General features: G+C 42.8%; 16 protein-coding genes and 1 tRNA gene. 2 read left to right on the top strand and 15 right to left on the bottom strand.

The window, feature by feature from the left end; translation table 11 throughout:
- Window positions 1–13: 13 nt before the first annotated feature.
- The 3 genes from Cabys_RS09485 to cas6 form a co-directional block, all read right to left on the bottom strand.
- Window positions 14–568, bottom strand: a complete 555-nt coding sequence (locus tag Cabys_RS09485; protein WP_006930114.1) for an RAMP superfamily CRISPR-associated protein — start codon at window positions 566–568, stop codon at window positions 14–16.
- Window positions 569–2,062, bottom strand: a complete 1,494-nt coding sequence (locus tag Cabys_RS09480) for a Cas10/Cmr2 second palm domain-containing protein (protein ID WP_006930113.1) — start codon at window positions 2,060–2,062, stop codon at window positions 569–571.
- Between the two features lie 312 nt (window positions 2,063–2,374).
- Window positions 2,375–3,094: a CRISPR system precrRNA processing endoribonuclease RAMP protein Cas6 gene (gene cas6, locus Cabys_RS09475; protein WP_169833704.1), complete on the bottom strand. Its 720-nt coding sequence runs from the start codon at window positions 3,092–3,094 to the stop codon at window positions 2,375–2,377.
- 871 nt (window positions 3,095–3,965) lie between these two features.
- On the opposite strand from cas6, the gene Cabys_RS09470 reads away from it, so the two are divergent.
- The gene (locus tag Cabys_RS09470; RefSeq protein ID WP_006930110.1) at window positions 3,966–5,813 is read left to right on the top strand and encodes an AMP-dependent synthetase/ligase; all 1,848 of its coding nucleotides are present in this window, start codon (window positions 3,966–3,968) and stop codon (window positions 5,811–5,813) included.
- Window positions 5,814–5,930: 117 nt separating this feature from the next.
- Here the strand turns inward: Cabys_RS09470 and Cabys_RS09465 are convergent.
- The 8 genes from Cabys_RS09465 to asnB form a co-directional block, all read right to left on the bottom strand.
- A tRNA-Lys gene (locus tag Cabys_RS09465) sits at window positions 5,931–6,003 on the bottom strand.
- Between the two features lie 146 nt (window positions 6,004–6,149).
- Window positions 6,150–7,313: a tRNA uracil 4-sulfurtransferase ThiI gene (gene thiI / locus Cabys_RS09460; protein ID WP_006930109.1), complete on the bottom strand. Its 1,164-nt coding sequence runs from the start codon at window positions 7,311–7,313 to the stop codon at window positions 6,150–6,152.
- The gene (locus tag Cabys_RS09455; protein WP_006930108.1) at window positions 7,310–8,461 is read right to left on the bottom strand and encodes a cysteine desulfurase family protein; all 1,152 of its coding nucleotides are present in this window, start codon (window positions 8,459–8,461) and stop codon (window positions 7,310–7,312) included. The genes thiI and Cabys_RS09455 overlap by 4 nt, the downstream gene beginning before the upstream one ends.
- A gap of 339 nt (window positions 8,462–8,800) precedes the next feature.
- On the bottom strand, window positions 8,801–9,391 hold the full coding sequence (locus Cabys_RS09450) for a GNAT family N-acetyltransferase (RefSeq protein WP_150109306.1): 591 nt from the start codon (window positions 9,389–9,391) through the stop codon (window positions 8,801–8,803).
- A 57-nt stretch (window positions 9,392–9,448) separates the two neighbouring features.
- Entirely contained in the window at window positions 9,449–10,735 is a 1,287-nt protein-coding gene (locus tag Cabys_RS09445) for a DUF362 domain-containing protein (protein WP_006930106.1), read from the bottom strand.
- Between the two features lie 31 nt (window positions 10,736–10,766).
- Window positions 10,767–11,024: an acyl carrier protein gene (locus Cabys_RS09440; RefSeq protein WP_006930105.1), complete on the bottom strand. Its 258-nt coding sequence runs from the start codon at window positions 11,022–11,024 to the stop codon at window positions 10,767–10,769.
- 48 nt (window positions 11,025–11,072) lie between these two features.
- The gene (gene nadE, locus Cabys_RS09435) at window positions 11,073–12,035 is read right to left on the bottom strand and encodes an NAD(+) synthase (protein WP_006930104.1); all 963 of its coding nucleotides are present in this window, start codon (window positions 12,033–12,035) and stop codon (window positions 11,073–11,075) included.
- Between the two features lie 8 nt (window positions 12,036–12,043).
- On the bottom strand, window positions 12,044–14,020 hold the full coding sequence (asnB, locus tag Cabys_RS09430; RefSeq protein ID WP_006930103.1) for an asparagine synthase (glutamine-hydrolyzing): 1,977 nt from the start codon (window positions 14,018–14,020) through the stop codon (window positions 12,044–12,046).
- 945 nt (window positions 14,021–14,965) lie between these two features.
- Here asnB and Cabys_RS09420 point away from each other — a divergent pair.
- Window positions 14,966–17,224, top strand: a complete 2,259-nt coding sequence (locus tag Cabys_RS09420; RefSeq protein WP_006929874.1) for an IS4 family transposase — start codon at window positions 14,966–14,968, stop codon at window positions 17,222–17,224.
- Window positions 17,225–17,479: 255 nt separating this feature from the next.
- Here the strand turns inward: Cabys_RS09420 and Cabys_RS09415 are convergent, their stop codons facing one another.
- From Cabys_RS09415 to Cabys_RS09400, 4 genes are all read right to left on the bottom strand, one after another.
- Window positions 17,480–17,698 (bottom strand): ferredoxin, encoded by a 219-nt coding sequence (locus tag Cabys_RS09415; RefSeq protein WP_218921403.1) that lies wholly within the window; start codon window positions 17,696–17,698, stop codon window positions 17,480–17,482.
- Between the two features lie 12 nt (window positions 17,699–17,710).
- On the bottom strand, window positions 17,711–18,172 hold the full coding sequence (locus tag Cabys_RS09410) for a CGGC domain-containing protein (protein WP_006930101.1): 462 nt from the start codon (window positions 18,170–18,172) through the stop codon (window positions 17,711–17,713).
- Between the two features lie 157 nt (window positions 18,173–18,329).
- Window positions 18,330–18,707 carry a DUF5320 domain-containing protein gene (locus tag Cabys_RS20035; protein ID WP_006930100.1) on the bottom strand — a complete coding sequence of 126 codons (378 nt, stop codon included), beginning with the start codon at window positions 18,705–18,707 and terminating at the stop codon, window positions 18,330–18,332.
- 73 nt (window positions 18,708–18,780) lie between these two features.
- Window positions 18,781–19,122: a NifB/NifX family molybdenum-iron cluster-binding protein gene (locus tag Cabys_RS09400; RefSeq protein ID WP_006930099.1), complete on the bottom strand. Its 342-nt coding sequence runs from the start codon at window positions 19,120–19,122 to the stop codon at window positions 18,781–18,783.

The raw sequence follows: 19,122 nt of genomic DNA, 5'->3' as shown, positions 1-19,122 counted from the left end.
CTCCAAAATAAATTTAAGGATGTTTTGAAAATTCACATCTACCAAAGCCTCTGTTTCTACCGGTGCCAATGCGTTTAATCATTTTCATACAAGCGATCAACGTATCTATATTAACAGAAGCGGGAATATTCTCTATGGTTGCATAGAGAGTTAATGGAACCGTAACCTCGAAAGTTCGCAAACTATGTTCTTTAGCCTGGCCATTTTTTTCAATGGCTGTAGATGAAATCCTGCGGTAGATATGGGTTGTATTATCTTTCAAAAGTTTTTTTACATTGTCTGACAGTTCCGCATTTGAAAAGAATGCTTTACCCGGGATAGACTCTTCATCGCTATTTTCCGTTGAATCTACTCCAAACACTTCCCGTATAAAATTTGTGTCTAAATAATGGGCATCCAGTAAATCTTTGGCCGCGTCTTTAAACAAACCTTTTAATGTTTTTCCCGGAATAAAAGGTAAACCATTTTTATCTTTTATAACTAACAGATCAGCGTCTGATCCTGAAGACAAACCCGTTCCCATATGCCAGTCGGAAAAAAAATCGATTTTATAAGTTAACTTTGACATTTAGTGTTTCCCTCCTTTTCTTTTTTTCGATATGGAAGCAATGGTTAAAACATCAAATAAGTGTGTTTTATTTGAAGATATAGCCGTTTCCAGATTCAATTTTTTTCTAAACTCAGCCCCGGTTATCTCTTTTACACGTTCTAGCCATAAATTTGCTTTATTTAGATCATTATGCAATAGACTTAGCCATTTGCGAATTCCTGACCGAGGGGAATCATCACGCAAAATTAATTCAACTTGTTCTTTTAACTCATTAATAGATGCAAGACCTCTCCCGTCTGTACCATAAGGGCCATATTTAAAACTTATCCCATTGGCAGCGGTTAATTCTCTTGCTTCAATTTCACTATAATCATCAACAAAACTATCATAAACCTTATGAAATAAAAGTGCTGATGGAACATTCACCTTATCAATTTGTTTTGCATATTTCTTGGCGTCCGCACATAAACTTTCCGCCAAATCGACAGCATAATGAAAAGGAAAGGAATCCTTCATATAAGCTATACCAGCGCAGGCCGTAAGCCCATTTTTTAATTCGTCCAATGAAAAAGTGGCGGCGAGTTCTTTGAAATTATTCGTGGTTTCCTCATTGAATTTTTTTAAATAAACTTCAGTAAATGATAATGCTAAATCTGCTCGAATAATGATAGTAAGGTCGTCTCCCCCAACAACAACAGGTCTGAAGGGCAGTTTTTTGCTATTTTTCTTTTCAGGTAATATTATTTGATTAACTGCATATTCTGTGGCGGCAATGGTGGATTTGTTTAAAATTTCAGAAAATTTTTTGAAAAAATCCTTAAAATCAGATTGATTTTTTTCTAATTTTTGAGAAATAAGTTGAATCAGTTTTCCCATATTGTTTCCGTCCGCATGAATAACAGCAAGCCAACCTGTTTCTTCATCTTTGTACATCATATGTGTTACATCCATGGCAAAACTGTTTAAAAATTGTTTTGCATTTTCACCTAAACTTTTTTCCATCAAGTTCTGCTTAGCATCTTTGCCGGCTATCTCCTGTTTTACTTTACTTGAACAATCTCTGGGCTTTCCATCGTCGTTCCAATCAATAGCCGCTTTACCTGTTCTTCGAGAACGAATAGACGCCATGGGCGTTACCGGTTGAGTTATAAATTGTCTGTTGCGAGCAATTCTTAACCTTTTTTCTAATAAATCAAAATGTGATTTATTTAGTGTACCTTCAACTTTAACGACTGCTTGTGATAGAACAAGCCCCGGGGCTTTCGATCCCACTATTTTGGGCCATGTCTTAACAATGTTCTTAATTAGATGTTCATCTTCACTTAATAATCTGACATTACCTGCGGCATGCATGATCATATCGTCTTCATTGATTTTAAATTCTTTTTGAAATAGTTCATTGCTCATTTGCTCTACCAATTCACTGGCGCCGACAATCTCTTTTAATTTTTTTGTCTCAAAAATAAATTTTTGTATGCCCTGAATTGATGCACCATACAAGAAGGCAGCCATTTCATTCTCCTTATTTTATAAATTTTCTATTATCTGATACTTTTAAATCATTCTTCCATCTTTAAAGATATAGTTGAGGAAAGAGCATGAGAATGCGTTTGAAAAAACTAAAAACCAAAATAAATATTTGTAAATATTTAAAATTTTTAATTTTACTAAGAATGTTTTTCCAATTAATATTGAACATCTTTTCCCCTTTAAATTTTTATCATATTTTACATTTTTAATTCGTCATCCAAAAACTTTCTCATATCCCTTACTCCTTTAAAGACGTTTCACAATTAATATCTTGTAACAGAATAAACATATTTCTTAAGAAACTACACTCTCAATCACATACTTCCCCATCCCATAAACGGTACCTCGACCAATGTGCACAATTTCCCCCATACGCAATATTGCCATAAAAGGCGTTAAATCCCCTTCAAGCTCCATCTCGCCCCAAAACCCACTATAATCAATTTTTTTCTGCTGACGGTTTGAGTACCGTTCCCATCGAAATTCTTCTATGGCAGATTTTTTCACTTTCACTTCCTCTGCCTTTTCAAAATCAATATCAAATACTTCCCGTAACTGGCCATTATGATACACATTTAATGCTTTTATACGTCGTCTGATCGATTTCAATAGCGTAATAAAGTCAATGGTATTTGTGATTTTACCTTTTACTTTTAACGCAGTGGGTGTAAGAAAACGAATCCTTAAAAATTTGCTTTGTTCTTTTTCAATCGAAAATATATTCTGCCTTCTAAAATTAGTTTTGATCATTTGCTCCTGATAATCATACACAACCTGATCGCTTACAGTAACCTGCTTTAACCAAAATTTACCGCGCTTAACGCCAATGCCCCGCTTTCCCATCTCCTTAAAAGTGTAAACGAGAAGCGGAAAGTACTCAATGGCCTTTCCAAATAAAATCAAATTGAACTTTAATGTGTCCCCCGGCGGAAACAGTTTTTTTTCCGTCAGTGGTGGCTCAAGGACAAAGGGCCTGGCAACGGATTCGTTCCGGCTATTAAATGTTTCAAACAAATAGGCATAGGCACAATTATGCCGGAGTATACAGTATTCACAATTTATCATTTGTGTAACACATGACGTTTGTCGTAAGGCGTGTCCTAAAACGCCTCTGAACGCTGATCCTTTGAATTGAGGAAGTATTATCTCATTTTTGGCAACAATACTAATCTCAAAAAAACAATATTCCATTGTTACGCATCTTTTAAATATTTCCCATAAAAGTCTTAAAAAAACACGTACTCCGTTTTTAATACAAACTCAAAAACAGAAATCTCCACTATTTACCTTTCTATACATTGCACAATATAACATTAAGCAATCACTCAATCAGGACGATTGCAAGCAGGAAAAAAGATTAAACTAAAAATGGATTAAACGTGTAATAAAAATGATTAGCCAATCACGTTAATAGTATATTAAAGGCTAACAATAATGTCAAATTTTTTTAATCAAACAGGGCCCATTTTTTACACTTTTTATTCTTTTTTCTAAGTCCCCAATCATCGCCTTAACTTAAAGCCGTAAAAAAGAGATTGCATCTGCCAGGAATTTTTGGGGCAACTCCGTTTCAGTTGCTGATCTTGGGTTGCTCGAAAAAAGGCGGCCGTAAGAACGTTATTGTAGCCGGTAAATAAATCACAAACGCGCTTTTACACAAATTTTACAATCTGGTATTTGCATTATTCCGATATTATTACCTTCCTGTTTGTCATGTTTAGCTTTGTTTACAAACAGGAAATTAAACACATAACAAAGTTTAATATAGGGCGTTTTATTTTGGAACATAGAAACAAAAAGGTCCTACTCAGTCTTTTTCACTCTATTGTCTAAAGAAAAGATTGTAACATATTGAGTCAAATTAATTAAAGAAAGTCGAAAGATTATGCAAAAGATGCATTTAACAACAATGATTTTAAATCAAACGCAAAAACATCTCGATCGGGCCGCGTTATTTCACAAAGAGAATCATTCATGGAAAAGTATTACCTGGCGCGAAATGGGCAAACAAATCACCAGCGTCTCCAGTGCGTTATTAAACTGGGGCGTGCTTCCCCAGGAACGCATCGGGATTTACTCTCAAAACAGACCAGAGTGGACTATAAGCGATTACGGAATAATGGGCGTAAGGGGCATTACGACCACGATTTACGCCACCAGTTCCGAAATTGATTTAGAATACATTATTAACGATGCGCAAATCGAAATTCTTTTTATTGGCGGCCAGGAACAATACGATAAAGCAATAAAAATTCTTTCTGAAAACAAAACATTAAAGAAGATGATTGTATTCGACCGGTCAACAAAAATTCAAACCGACGAAAAGGTCATCTATTTTGATGATTTTATTGCTCAGGGATTGGCTAATTACAACGCTCAGGCCTTAAAACAACGCCTGAGCGAGGCATCGCCAGAAGACATCGCCACCATCATCTACACTTCCGGGACCACCGGACGCCCCAAAGGCGTAATGTTAACTCAACGTAATTTTTTCAGCCAGTTTAAAGCGCTTGACCCGTTATTTAATTTCAGTGAAAACGATATCGAACTCTGTTTTCTTCCGCTTAGCCATGCCTACCAGAAGTCGTCCACACACTGGACGCAATCGCATGGCGTAACTGTTTATTATTGCGAAAATCCCAAGGAAGTTCTTGATTGTTTCAAGGAAGTTCGACCAACTTTTATGGTCGGCGTTCCCCGCTTATATGAAAAAATGTACGCCAAAGTTTTTGCCACTCTGGAAAACGCCTCCGGCTTTAAGAGGGGGCTGTTTGAATGGGCCCTGGAAGTCGGAAAGGAATATCAGTATAAAGCCTTTAAAAAAGAAAATATTTCACCTTATTTGCGCCTAAAACATACACTGGCCCGAAAATTAGTTTTAAATAAGATTCGTAATATCATGGGCGGAAGATTGAACTTCTTTTCGGCAGGAGGCGCTCCGTTGTCTTCAGAAATTGAAGAGTTCTTTTTTGCCGCCGGTATTTTTATTGCTCAGGGCTACGGTTTAACGGAGACCTCGCCGGTCGTTTCATGCAATCGGCCAGATCAGTTTAAATTTGGCACGCCGGGCAAGGTGGTGAATATCTGTCAGGTAAAAATCGCCCCAGATGGCGAGATATTGGTCAAAGGCGAAAATGTAATGAAAGGTTATTATCGCAAACCAGAATTAACGGCCGAAGTCCTTTCGCCAGATGGATGGTTTAGGACGGGCGACATCGGTTATCTGGACAGCGATGGATTTTTACATATTACAGACCGCAAGAAAGATATTATCATCACCGCAGGAGGCAAAAACATTGCGCCGCAACCGATTGAATCGCATATTGGCAAGGACTATTACATCGAACAAATTGCATTAATCGGCGATAAGCGAAAATACATCACCGCTTTAATCGTTCCCTCTTTTGAAGCGTTAGAAGAATTCGCTCAAAAGCATGACATTAAATACGATACATTGTCAGAATTAGTAAAAAACGAAAAAGTGATTCAATTTTATCGACAGCGCTTAGATGAACTTTCAAAGCCCCTGTCTGCCTATGAGAGGATTAAAAAGTTTACTCTTTTGTCCCAACCCTTTTCTGTAGAAAAAGGAGAGATAACGCCAACGCTTAAGCTAAAGAGAAAAGTAATTGAAAAGAACTACAGAGACGAAATCGAAAGGATGTATTCCGTGGATAATGGACAGGCCGAAGACCATCAGCCACAACTGCTGCGGCAATCTGCGGCGCTATAGCCTTGTTTAAAAAATGAAAGAATGAATGAGTAAACTCATTAAGGAATAATAAAAATTTTTACACATATATTGAAAAGGGCTTATGGAAGAACTCCATAAGCCCTTGTTTTTATTACGTGCACCTGGAAGGACTCGAACCTTCAACCAACGGATTAAGAGTCCGCTGCTCTACCAATTGAGCTACAGGTGCAGTTTAATCTATTTTTAAAGAACGTTTTTGCCGCAGCTCTGCTCAATTCCAGAACGATCGTCGAGCCCGCAAGACGTTGTCGTTTTAAGCAGTCGCCCCTTAAATTCAAGATTACAAATTTACAAACTGATCTTTTTCAATGCAAATCAGATTTCGACCAATTCCATTTTTTCCAATGCTTTTTGCACCATTCCTTCTACATCCAATCCCTCTTCGGCTTTAAGCACCTCATGCAGTTTGGCGCGTGTTTCCGGCTTACGCGGCATAAAACGCGTACAGGCGTCGTCATGCGGTTTCACCGAAATCTCGTAGGTTCCGATCCTGCGAGCCATGGAAATAATCTCTGCTTTATCCAGCCCAACCAGCGGACGCAACACCGGCAGGGTGATCACCTGTTCAATGGCGCCCATGTTTTCAAGCGTTTGAGAAGCCACCTGCCCCAGCGCCTCGCCGGTGACAATGGCCTTATAACCCTCCTTTTTGGCCAGCGCCTCGGCAATACGCATCATAAATCTGCGGTAAAGAATAACGCGCAGTTTATCGGGACAATTGAAGACAATCTCTTCCTGGGTTTCGGCAAAAGGCACCATAAACAGCTTACTATTGAACTGGTATTGATTTAAAATCCTGGCCAGTTCAATCACCTTTTCCTGAGAAAACTTGTTGGTGTAGGGATAGGAATGGAAATGAATAAAGGCGCTTTTGCCTCCCCGCTTGAGCATTAAATACGCAGCCACGGGCGAATCGAAACCGCCGGATAGCAGCGTTAACACCTTGCCGCTGGCGCTTACCGGCAGGCCGCCAGGTCCGGGGAAGCGTTCTACAAAAATCAACGCCTTGTCGCGCATGATTTCAATATGACAGGTAATTTCCGGCCTGGTCAGGTCAACTTTTTTTCCTGTTTTTTCGGCAATTCTGGCGCCGACCTGCACATTAATATCCTGCGAGGTTAAAGGGAAGGATTTTTCGGCTCTTTTTGTTCGCACAGCAAACGTCTTTTCTGGCCTTTTCTCCATTAATTTCAGGGCAATGGTTTCAATCTCGCTCATTTCCAAAGACACGGTTGTTACCGGCGAAAAATTCACCAGGCCAAATACACGTTCCAGCGCAGATTTTACCAGATCTATCTTCACGTCTTCGGTAAAATACACTAAAAATCGCTTGTGATCTTTTTTTATCGAAAATTTTTCTTCCGGCAAGTAACGCTGCAAGCTTTTGCGCATATTGGCTTCCAGGATGCGTTCAAAATAGTTACGGTTGCCTTTTTTTAAACCGATCTCGCTGTAATGACATAAAAAAACTCTATTCATGATATCATTCTCACCTTTTTTACTGCAAGTTTTAATTGTTCGATTAAATAGTCCACCTCTTCCTCTTTTGTGTATCGGCCGGGACTGATGCGAATGGTTCCCTTTTTAAACTTAGGCGGAAGATGGATGGATTCCAAAGTGCGGCTATCCTTTACCTTGCCGGTGGAGCAGGCCGAGCCCGTGGAAACAGCTATCCCCTGCTTATCCAGATAAATGGCTAACAATTCTCCGTCAACCTTTTCAAAAGAGCAATTCAGAATATGGGGCAAACCGTCATGCGGCGAGTTAATACGGCTGCCGGGAATGTCGTTTTCCACGGCCTGCCAAATCTTTTGCCGATATTTACGAATGCGCTCCGTCTCCTGTGCGCGCTCTTTCTCATAGATTTCTGTCGCCTTTTGAAAGCCCACAATGGCCGGCACATTCACCGTGGAAGAACGCAGCTCGTTTTCATGTCCGCCGCCGTGCAGCAAAGGCTCCGGACGGATTCCCTCTTTAATGTAAACCAATCCGGCGCCCAGAGGTCCGTAAATTTTATGGGCCGAGGCGCTCAAAAAATCCAGTTGAAATTCCTGTATATTCAAAGGCAGCCGGGCAAAACTCTGAACAGCATCACTGTGAAAAAAGACGCCGGCTTGATGACAGATTTTGCCAATTTCTTTGATGGGTTGAATGGTTCCCAGCTCGTTGTTCACCCACATTACCGAAACCAAAAGCGTATCTGGCCGGAGGTATTTTTTAACATCATCGGGATCAACTCGTCCGAACTCATCCACCGCCAGCTCATCGACTTCGAAGCCCAGCGATTTTAGATAGCGCGCCGTTTCAAACACCGAAGCATGTTCCACAGCGCTGATTAGCAAATGTTTTTTTTGCGGAAAACGCTGCGCCAGTCCCTTTAGTACAAAATTATTGCTTTCCGTGGCCGACGCGGTGAAAATAATCTCGGAAGGTTTGGCGTTAAGAAAGCGGGCGAAAAACTCCCGAGCCCTATCCAGGCGCGCTTTCATATCTCGGGCAAAGGAATGAATCCCTGCCGCATTACCGTAATGCCTGGCGTAAAATTCACTTAAAAGGTTTTGCACTTCGGGCGCAAGCGGTGTATTAGCCGCATGGTCAAAGTAGAACTTATTAGTAAAACGCTCCATTTCCCCACTTCTTGTTGATCGAACAGAACTGGAATTTCGCAATAAAGAGCGATCATGACAAATCTATTTTTAAATTAACATGGGATTAACACCTATTGAACAGACGGCGTTCCAATTGCTGACTAAATGTAGCTTGTAGAGCCATAATTCAATGGCGCAGGCATTGAAGGGCACTCTCAAACCATTAGGCTGGGAAAAGACAAGAATTTAAATATTGTAGTGGTAATAAAAAAGAACGGCATGTTGTTTTTAAATAACTTAAGTCGTTTTAGTGTTCAAAATAGTTACAGGAGTTATTGCATTGTACTCCGCAGGAGCGCCAGTATTCCCCCTCACTCATCAATGATTCAATAAAGCACGAATCAACTGCGGGTTTTGCGTGAGCGATTCCGTTTTGACAAGCGGTTTGCCAAAAATGCGCCAGATGCAACGTTTTTCATAAATCTTAAATCCAAATTGCAGGTGGGTTTTTAACGAAGTCGGATTATCCCATTCGATAAAAGTCATCAGACGATTGCGTTTTTTTTCTACCATGAGATTGCCAATCAAATTTTTAAATCCCACCCACACGCCGCGCATTCGATATTGCGGATCGATGTAAGCGTCGTACAAATAAATCGAATCTTGCGGAATGGCGATTTCAATGCCGCTGTGCCGCTCAAGATGCACCGCCGAGAAATCAAGATTTTCATAACCGACAATGCGTCCGTCCTGTTCCTGCGCAATAACGATCAAATGACCTTTTTTAAGCCGCCTTTCAAATTTTTTTGCCTTGCTGCTAAAAAAGCGCTGCAGTTCTCTCAGGTCTTCCTCTTTGGCTACGGCAATTTTTCCGTCAAAACGAATCTTTTGTTTATGGGGAATGCCTCGATATTCTAAAAAATAGTACTGAAAATATTGAAAGGGAAAAAAAGGAATATTTTTATTCAAACATTTAAAATTCCGATACAACCTTTTTTTTGTTTTGCAGTCCATAATTACCCATCTTTAATTGCTATGAATGATCATCTTTTCTTCGCTAAGCGTACCGCCAAGTTCCCTGCGACATTCTTCTAAAAAACGTCGAAAGGGGCCTTCGGTGCGTTCCGGATCATTTAAGCGCAAATACTTTTCAGGAGCACGGGCCGCTTTTGTCGCCGGCAGCAAAACATGTTTGGCCGCCCAGAAATCGAGCGCCACAGGATCCGTAGAAGCAATGAGCGAATCGGTCTGCATGGCCTTATCCGCATCTGTTCGCGAGCCCCAGCCCACTTTAATGGCCGTGATGATGTTTAAATCGGCGCGGCGCACCACCTTCATGAATTTGCCCAGCACGCCTCCCGTAAAATGGAAGCGAAACACTTCCGGATGTAAATAGACGCCATAAAACCCCGGCATCTTTTTCAAAGCGTCTCTGTATCTGGCAAGAAGCTTAAACAGGGGCGTGACGCCTATGTGATGTGTGTTGTAGGTTCCTTGAGGCTGTGGCGCCGGATATCCGCAGCTCATATCCACCACGCCCATAAAATTTTTTACGGAAGCCGTAACTCCGGCGTAAGCGCTGTGATGATTAAGCGCGGAAAAATTGAACAACTTTAAAGGAACATCCAGATATTTTCCCTTTTGCCAGACGCCGTTTTTAAAATCAATCCTCCGTCCGCTAAAAGGCGAAGTAAAGATGGGATAGCTTAATATCGTTTTGTTTCCATAAGGCGACTGGTAATAAAGCGCGTCATCCCACACGTAGCCATCACCTTCTTCCGGTCCTTTTACCACGCTATTGCCCGAGCCGCCGAACTGCAGCGGATGAGGATTGGGACCGGCCGGATGCCAGTGTACCTTGTTTACATTGCTAAATCCCTTTTGATGAAACCACAACACCAGATCGTTGTAATTCAACTTTCCGTTAGGCCGTGCGGTGTTCCAGCCGCGTGAATTCGGCGTTTTGCTTTGATGGTTATCCGCAATAATCACCTCGCCTTTAAAGTTCGGCCGCTCCACAATTTTGCGGATGAAGGCCAGCAACACGTCTGTATTGGTCATGCCCTGCGCCCACCACTGGCTGTTTACTTTTAAAAGAACCACATCCTCCGATCCGACCAAGCGATCGATTCCGCCTAAAAGTTCAATCAATCGCTCCGTCAATTCTGCAGCCGGCCCTTTTTGAACCACATAAATATCCGCCAGCTCTTCCGGAGGGAAAGGCTTTGGCGTTATCGCCCTGCCGAGCAGCGGGAAAAATAGAGAGGCGGCCGTTGCTTTTCCTGAAATTTCTAAAAAATATCTTCTGCGCATGGTTCTTAAATTTTGATTAATTTCAAAAGCCTTAATCAGCCATGGACATCTGGCCGATCTTCATTTTAATAAACTGAACAATTTTATTGATTGAATCCAGATTTTCTGGCGTAATCTCCTCATTTTCTATTGAAATTTGAAATTCGCTTTCTAAAAAGTTAACCAGACCAAGGATGCCGGTTGAATCAATAATACCATTTTCCGAAAGAGAATCGTCATCGCTAAAGGTTACGCTATTATCACCAAAGAGAAAGTTGTCCACGATAAAATTTCTGATTTTCTTTTCCATGCCTTCCACTCCATTTCCCCTTTTTATTTTTTATTTAAAAAGCTGTTTTTAATCAAGATGTAACGGATTCATTTTTAGATATTCGGCCGTTCGAATCTTCCGCTTGATGTCGTTCTGAATATTGATCACTTCCTGAACAGAAATACTGGCGGCCCGGGCGATTTCTTCCGGGGGGACCTGTCGTTCCATTCCCAGCCAGACCAGATCGCCAATTTCAAAAGGCACTCTAAAGAAAAATTCTTCCTGCGTACACTCCGCGCTATAGGTGTCGGTGGTCGGCGTACGTTTTCTGATTTCTTCAGGAATGCCCAGAAACTCTGCTAATTGATAGACCTGGGTTTTAAACAGATGAGCGATGGGTTTCAGATCGGCGCCTCCATCGCCAAACTTGACAAAAAAGCCCTGCTCATGTTCATTTTTATTCCCTGTTCCGATTACCGCGTAATTCAGACGATCGGCATGATAATACAACATGCTCATACGCGTGCGCTGTTTAAAATTAGAAGCGGCCACAATTTGTAAGTACTCTTTCAACGGCAGGCGTTTGGTCTTTTCCTGACCGTCGGGCGCAATAATGGTTAAATAAAACACGTTAAACGTATCCTTTTCGGTTACCGGCGGCAAAACAATTTTGGATCGATACCCTTCTCCGAATTCAGGGAAAACGCTCTTTACTGCCTCGTCCCTTCTGGCATAGGCGCCAAAACCGCTTAATGCGTCGGTTATTTCTTCCACAATAAACCGCGCGCCGTACTGCTTAGCCAGATTTCGAGCCAGATGCAAACTTTCGGAATTGGACTCGTGTTCGGGCAGGGCCACGCCTAACACGCGCTGCGGGCCGAAGGCCCGCACGGCCAACGCCAGACAGACACTGGAATCAATCCCGCCGCTAATACCAATCACCGCTCCCTGTTTGTGCAATCGGCGTCCAACGCTCTGTCGCATCCATTGAACGATGCGTCCGGTCTCTTCCGCCGGATCGATATTTAAGTCTTCTTTGGAAAAGGCCATAACTTCTCCTATGCTTCTCTTTGATCAACTATTTTTTGTTTTTCAGGTAATTTTTCGGCTTTATTGTTTAAATCTTCAAAAAAATGAAAATGCCACAACTGCGTGGAAAGAATGGCGACAATGGCCATTTCGTCAACCAGTGAAAGGGGCGTTTGCTGACGAATTATCTTTTGTTTTAAAATACCAACTCTTGTCGGATCAAAATAGCCGTATTGCTCAAGCGTTTGCGGCCGAAAAAAAGCCTCAATCCATTCCAGTTCTGGGTGGCCAAAGAGGTTTTTTGAAACGGGTGCCCGATACGGTTGTTTGGGGCGTTGCAAAATGACCGATGGCAAAATCTTTTTAAAGGTCTTTTTAAGTAAAAACTTTTCGTTTAAGCCCCTTAGTCGCAAATCTTCCGGTAGCGTGGCTGCAAACGCGACAACCCGATGATCAAGAAATGGAAAACGCCCTTCCACGGAATGTCCCATCAACATGCGATCGCCCTGCGAAGACAATAGATAGCCATTCATAAACAATTTTGCTTCGATGTATTGAGCGCGGGAAAGAGGCGAAGAAATTTCTTTTAATTTTGAAAGATAAGCTTCTGCTCTGGCCAGTTGATCCTCGTAATTACAAGACGATTTTATTGGTTCGCTTAATAAATGGCGAATTTTGGCCGTATTTTCCCAGCGCAAAAGATGGGAATAGAAAGGATTCTCTGTTTCCTGTAGGTGCCGCTTAAAAAAGGCCTGCCAGAAGGGATTGAGCGTTCCCTGCTGACTTAAAATGTAGGGATAAATGCGGCTTAACAATAAAGGACGACAATCGGCCTCCGGTTCTCTGGCCCAAAAGCAGCGTACTCTGGTTTCTTTGAAAATATTGTATCCGGCAAAAAATTCGTCGGCTCCTTCGCCGGTCAATACCACTTTGAAACCGTCGCCGTTCACCATAGAAGAAAGGGCCAGCAACGGCGCAGGCGCCAGACGCAACATGGGTTTTTCGGCCAGCCATACAACGCGATGAAAATGGCGCAAAATATCAACGGCATCTACGCGCATGGAACGGTGTTCTGTATTTAACTGGCTGATCAACGTCTCCTGATAAAATTGCTCGTCGTAGGCCTGATCTGTAAAATTAACCGAAAAGGTCTTGAGTTTGTTTCGATGAATTTTATTGACCAATGCGGTGATAATGGAAGAATCCAGGCCACCGCTTAAATAGGCGCCCACCGGCACATCAGCGCGCAAACGAATGCGCACCGCGTCGGTCAACAGGTTTTCCAGTTCCTCCTGCAAGATCGTGGTTTTTTTGTCGCTCACGTCAGCCTGAAAAGGAATATCCCAGTATTCTGTTTCTTTAACGCCGCGATGATCAACCGTTAACATCCGTCCCGGCGGTAGTTCGTTAATCTTTTTAAAAGCAGTACGCGGCGGCAGAGTAACCCAGAAGGTAAAAATATCGTTTAGTCCTGAAAAATCAACTTCCGGATTAATGCTGCCCTCCGCAAAAATGGCTTTAATTTCCGAGGCAAAGATGAGCTTGTTTTTAAAAAAGGCGTAAAATAATGGCCGGATGCCCAGACGATCTCTGGCCAGCAAAAGCTGTCTTTTTTTCCGATCCCACAGACTGATGGCAAACTGACCGTTTAAATATCGGATGAAGTCCTCACCCCATTGTTCGTAACTGTGAACGATAACCTCGGTGTCGCTGCTGGTTTTAAAGCGGTGGCCGAATTTTTCCAGCAAAACGCGTAACTCTTTGTAATTAAAGATTTCGCCGTTAAAAACAACCCAGATGTCTTCACTTTCATTACATATAGGCTGGCTTCCTCCGGCCACATCGATAATGCTTAAACGGGTCATGCCCATGGCTATTGGATAATCAAAATAAAAACCACATTCATCGGGGCCCCGATGAAAGAGTTGTCCCACCATATTTTTTATTTTATCTTGTGCCCGTGCAATCGGACCATTAATTTGGAAAATTCCTGCTATTCCACACATGGATAATCCTTAAATAAGATAAAAGATTAGTATAATGTTTATTTTCGTCCATTCATTCAAATTTATTAGAAATGGATAACAAAGCGATCACTAAACTTAACGAATGGTTTGGATTGTTGTGAAGGACAACGAACATTCCAGTATCTAAAGCAGCAAAAATCATTTCCGCAGGGATTTAAGTAACCACTGTTAGCAAAGAGGAGTCACAAAGGGGGCAAAGGACGTTTAAAATTAAAAAATGACAGGCCGGCGGACAATCAATTTTGAACCATGATTTACTTGATTTCGGGATTTCCATGATTTGTATTTTGTGCTTACAAAATTTTGCTTTAAAATTGAGTGTAAAACTTTCACGAGTGAAAAAAATCAAGTTAATCCTGTATTCATTTTAATCAAGGTTCAAAAACTACCTCAAAACCTCCAAGGCAGCAAGGCCGCAACCAAAAACGAACCGCAAAGAGCGCAAAGATTTTTTACGCAAAACCTTCTGTCTAGCGTCAGCTGAAAAGGGAACGCCAAAATTGAAAAAAAATAGACCTGCATCTCAACATTTAAGACGAAAACTAAGCAAACCGGCACAATTTACACCTTTTTTTAAAGAGAAGGGGCTGGGGGATGAGTTTTTTATTTCAAACGCCACAGCACTAGATCTTTTGGAGGAAGTATCCTAAATAAGGCTATTTGGGAAATTTAAAAAGAATTAAATTTACAGCCTTTGCGTACGTTTTGTTTGCTTTACGTTAATAATTAACCCATGGCCTTGGTTGAAACAGGCGGCTTTTCAAGCAGGAGAAATGGGGGTGTCTCAAAAGCGAAATTAAATGTATATTTATTTAAATACATGGTAAATCTTACATTAACACTCACCCCCTGTCCCCCTCTCCCGAAAATCGCTGGACCTGGCACACACTTGACACAGGGGGAATAATTTGTTAAATTTTCTACATGCAAATATATGGGAAAATTTTTAGCGAACCAATATTAAAACGTATTAATGCGATCATTGCCCGGCAGCCGCAGATATCTCGTAGGAAATTATCACGAGAGGTATGCGAACTGATGGACTGGAAATCTCCCAATGGGAAATTCCAGGAGATGAGCTGCCGTAAAGCCTTATTAGAGCTGGATCGGCGCGGTTTAATCAAATTACCAGAACGAAAAAAAAGCTATGCTTTTGAAAAAAAGAAAAAGCGTAAGCTTGATGTTCCAATCGCCTCCATTGAAGGCCATTTATCGGTTTTAGGCGAAATTGTAATCGAGCCGATCAAAAGCCGCTACAGCAAGGATTCGCGCGCATGGTTTCAGTTAATAGAGAATTTCCATTACCTTAAAAGCGCAAAACTTTGTGGCGCTCAGATTCGCTATATTGTAAAAAGCGAGAAGTATGGCTATATTGGCGCTTTAGGCTTTAGTTCAGCGACTTATAAATTACGAGCCAGGGATGCCTATATTGGCTGGAGCGAAAAGGCGCGAAGGGAGAATATCCAGTATGTGATCAGTAATGATCGTTTTTTGATCGTACCTACGGTTAAGGTCAAGAATCTGGCTTCATTTCTGTTGAGTAAAGCCTTGCAGCGTATTGGAACCGATTGGGAGAGTCGTTATGGTTATCGCCCGGTTTTGGTGGAAAGTTATGTGGATTCTAGTGTTTTCAAAGGCATCGGTTACCTGGCTTCCAACTGGCTTTATGTAGGAAATACCAGCGGTCGTCGTGACGGTATCGCCAAAAAGGTATTTCTTTATCCATTGCAAAGGAACTGGCGAAAGATTTTGTGTCAGGAGAGTGCGGACGGTTTAGGCCAAGGACGATTAATCAAAGACTCATCGAATTGGGCGGAGCGGGAATTTGGCAGCATTCGCTTATATGACAATCGTCTCAAACAGCGTTTGTACGCCATAGCGGATGACTTTTACAACAAGCCGCAGGCCAACATTCCGGAGGCCTGTGGTGGTAAGGCGCGCACGATGGGCGCCTATCGATTTTTTCAAAACGAGAAGGTAACCATGGATATTATTTTAGATGCACATACCGAGGCGACGATAGATCGCATAAAAGAACACAAGGTGGTTTTAGCGCCTCAGGACACGACCATTTTAGACTACAGCACGCATCCCATGACCAAAGACTTGGGGCCGACAAGCCATATAGATCACCAGAGCATTGGCTTGATTTTACATGATACATTGGCCTTTAGTGAGGATGGCACGCCGTTAGGCGTATTGGATGCCCAGGTATGGGCTCGTGATCCGAAGGATCGAGGCAAGACGCGTCGTCGGAAGGAATTACCCATTGAGCAAAAAGAGAGTATGAAATGGTTACGTAGTTATCGCCGGGTCAACGAGATCGCTAAGTTATGTCCGGAGACGCTTATCGTAAGCGTGGGCGATCGAGAGGCGGATATCTACGAATTATTTCATGAGGCTCAAAGGAAAGATAGCAAGGCAGGACTTTTGGTACGCGTGGGCAAGCGCCGCAATCGCAAAGTGGCCGGAATTGATCTGTGGGATTACATGTCCAGTCAAGAAGAGCGCGGTCAATTTCAAATTCATGTTCCTCGTAGGGGCAATATCAGGGCTCGTGAGGCCAAGATGTCCTTGCGTTATTCGTCGATAGACTTAGAACCGCCGAAACGATTTTCGTCCTCTAAGCCCATTAAGGTGTGGGCTGTTTATATCCGAGAGGTCGATCCGCCAGCTGATATTAAGAGTCCAATAGAGTGGATGTTATTGACCACGGTGTCGGTAGAGAATTTTACTGATGCCTATCAACGAGTGCAGTGGTACACTCGTCGTTGGGGTATCGAGATATATCATCGAACGCTCAAGAGCGGCTGCCGCATAAAAGATCGTCAATTAGGCAGTGCGGATCGTTTAGAGACGGCCTTAGCCGTGGATATGGTTGTAGCCTGGCGCATTTATCATATGACCATGTTAGGTCGTGAAATACCGGATTCGCCGGCGAGCGTATTTTTCAAAGAAGAGGAATGGAAAGCGTTGTATTGCTATGTGCATAAGACGCCCATAGCGCCGGAGGAGCCGATGAGTTTACGAGAAGCCATCCGTATGGTAGGTCAGATCGGAGGCCATTTAGGCAGAAAGAGTGATGGCGAGCCTGGCACAGTAACGCTCTGGCGAGGTATACAGCGATTGGATACGGCAACCGAGATGTATATTATTTTTACTTCAAGCCGAGACGGCCCATAACCCACGGTGCTATGTGTGTATAAAGATCAGCGAAAATCGGGAGAGGGGGAATTAAAGGGGGTGAGGGAAAGAAAATATTTATAAAAATACATTCTCTTTGACTTTTGGGACAGCTCCAATGTCCGCCATTTCTGGCATGTCATGTGTTTTTTCTCAGACTAATACATTGTTTTTACTTTTGCTAATTTGCAAAGATGATTCCACTTTTCCATGTCAAATCATTCCTTCATTGCGCCAAAAGAGCTGCGCCAGGATTCAATTTCCCTCATCTTTGCGTTCACTTTTTTGCTTTCTCTTCTCCAATAACAATTGGTGATGATAAGAGCCTTCGCGCATCAATCTGGCTCCGCAATGGGGACAGCGCTGCTCCTGACACGGCACACCGCGCTGATGCGGCGCCCGATAATCACATTTTGGACAGATACAATACCCTCCGCTGCCCATGGTCTGTCTGGCCATTCCTGCCATCTTCATTCTCCTTTTTTTTCAACTGTAACTCAGTCGTTGATCTTCTATGGTTAATTCTGGCGTTATGATTTCTTTCCACTCCGGCGAATCCCACGATCCCAATTCCTGATGCGTTAAAAAGTAACTTTGTGGAATGGGATGCGTCCCGTAAACCACCTTGATCTGATGGTGCATTTCAATAAATTCTTTAAAGTACTTTAAATAAGGACAGGGCGGATAACCGACCAGCAAGCCCGTAGCCAGATGAATGACGTCCACGCCGTTTCTTTTCATTTCGGCCGGCGCGTATTCAATATTGCCCCCGGGACAGCCGCCGCAGGTGGTAAAGCCCACCAGCTCCACTTCCACGTCCTGATAATAACCGAAAGCCCCTTCACGGTTTTTCAGCGCTCTTAAACATTTGCCTGCCGCGCAATTGCGGTAGCGATCGCAAATAATGATACCAATCTTTACAATTTTTGATGAATTTTGTTCGCTCATTGCTCCCTCCCTTTAAAGTTTTTGATTTTATTTTGAGCCGTGTAAAATACCAAAGCTCCGTTTTTAATGAATTCCATCTAAAGCTGAATTTAAGCTTAAAAAATGCGGGGGCTGCCCGTTGCTTGACGAACAGCCTCCACATCTTTCGGCTTGAGAATCAGTCGTTCTCTTTGGAGCCGGCGGCGCTTTTTTCGGTTAATGCGCTGAGCCGATTCAACAAGCCCTCGACCGCGGATTTCAGGCTGTTCAGTTCATTTTTCATGGCGGTTAGCTCGGCCTGGTTGCCTTTGTCGCTAGTTGGAGCGGCCTGGGCGCTGCCCGTTTGCGGCCATGGCCAGCTCCAGCGCCATCCAAAACCACGCCCAAAGCCAAAGCCGCGGCCAAAGCCCCGACCCAAACCGCGTCCAAAGCCAAATCCACGGCCCATGGGCGTTCCCCTGGTGTAGCCCGGGCTGTCATAGCCCGCGCAGTATCCCAATCCTCTGCCTGTTCGTGGTCCCTGACCTGAAGGACCTGTGCGATCTCCCCACGGCATGATTATTCCTCCTTTTTAGTTAGCCGTAATTTATTTAAAAATGTTAGTCTTCAACCGTTCGCCCATTTAAAGATTACAATTCCTGTTCCTTCAACTTTCCTTCTTTAAACAGGCGATAGGCGTCTTTTAAGGTTATATTTCCTTCTGTAGAGTAAACCTTAATTCCTGCGCTTTTCAAAACAGAACCGGCTTTAGGGCCCACATGTCCGGTAACCAGGACATCAATCCCCGCATTGATGATAATCTGGGCGGCGCTGGTACCCGCGCCGTGCGCAGCTTCCACATTAGAAGCATTGTCAATAAACCTGGTCTCTTCGTTGTTCGTATCGACTACAAAAAAACCTCTGCCCCGTCCAAAGCGCAAATCTACTTTTTCGTACCAGCCATTTCCCTGGGCTGTAAAAGCTACTTTCAT

The sequence above is a fragment of the Caldithrix abyssi DSM 13497 genome (assembly GCF_001886815.1).
In the GTDB taxonomy this organism is placed as follows: Bacteria; Calditrichota; Calditrichia; order Calditrichales; family Calditrichaceae; genus Caldithrix; species Caldithrix abyssi.
The sequence above is the reverse complement of the archived record's forward strand: the minus strand, read 5'-3'. Positions and strand labels throughout refer to the sequence as shown.

Excerpts from the sequence above, each read along its gene's own strand:
- Cabys_RS09485 (WP_006930114.1), bottom strand. The coding sequence starts at position 568 with ATGTCAAAGTTAACTTATAAAATCGATTTTTTTTCCGACTGGCATATG.
- Cabys_RS09480 (WP_006930113.1), bottom strand. The coding sequence starts at position 2,062 with ATGGCTGCCTTCTTGTATGGTGCATCAATTCAGGGCATACAAAAATTT.
- Cabys_RS09470 (WP_006930110.1), top strand. The coding sequence starts at position 3,966 with ATGCAAAAGATGCATTTAACAACAATGATTTTAAATCAAACGCAAAAA.
- thiI (WP_006930109.1), bottom strand. The coding sequence starts at position 7,313 with ATGAATAGAGTTTTTTTATGTCATTACAGCGAGATCGGTTTAAAAAAA.
- Cabys_RS09455 (WP_006930108.1), bottom strand. The coding sequence starts at position 8,461 with ATGGAGCGTTTTACTAATAAGTTCTACTTTGACCATGCGGCTAATACA.
- Cabys_RS09445 (WP_006930106.1), bottom strand. The coding sequence starts at position 10,735 with ATGCGCAGAAGATATTTTTTAGAAATTTCAGGAAAAGCAACGGCCGCC.
- Cabys_RS09440 (WP_006930105.1), bottom strand. The coding sequence starts at position 11,024 with ATGGAAAAGAAAATCAGAAATTTTATCGTGGACAACTTTCTCTTTGGT.
- nadE (WP_006930104.1), bottom strand. The coding sequence starts at position 12,035 with ATGGCCTTTTCCAAAGAAGACTTAAATATCGATCCGGCGGAAGAGACC.
- asnB (WP_006930103.1), bottom strand. The coding sequence starts at position 14,020 with ATGTGTGGAATAGCAGGAATTTTCCAAATTAATGGTCCGATTGCACGG.
- Cabys_RS09420 (WP_006929874.1), top strand. The coding sequence starts at position 14,966 with ATGCAAATATATGGGAAAATTTTTAGCGAACCAATATTAAAACGTATT.
- Cabys_RS09415 (WP_218921403.1), bottom strand. The coding sequence starts at position 17,698 with ATGAAGATGGCAGGAATGGCCAGACAGACCATGGGCAGCGGAGGGTAT.
- Cabys_RS09410 (WP_006930101.1), bottom strand. The coding sequence starts at position 18,172 with ATGAGCGAACAAAATTCATCAAAAATTGTAAAGATTGGTATCATTATT.
- Cabys_RS20035 (WP_006930100.1), bottom strand. The coding sequence starts at position 18,707 with ATGCCGTGGGGAGATCGCACAGGTCCTTCAGGTCAGGGACCACGAACA.
- Cabys_RS09400 (WP_006930099.1), bottom strand. The coding sequence starts at position 19,122 with ATGAAAGTAGCTTTTACAGCCCAGGGAAATGGCTGGTACGAAAAAGTA.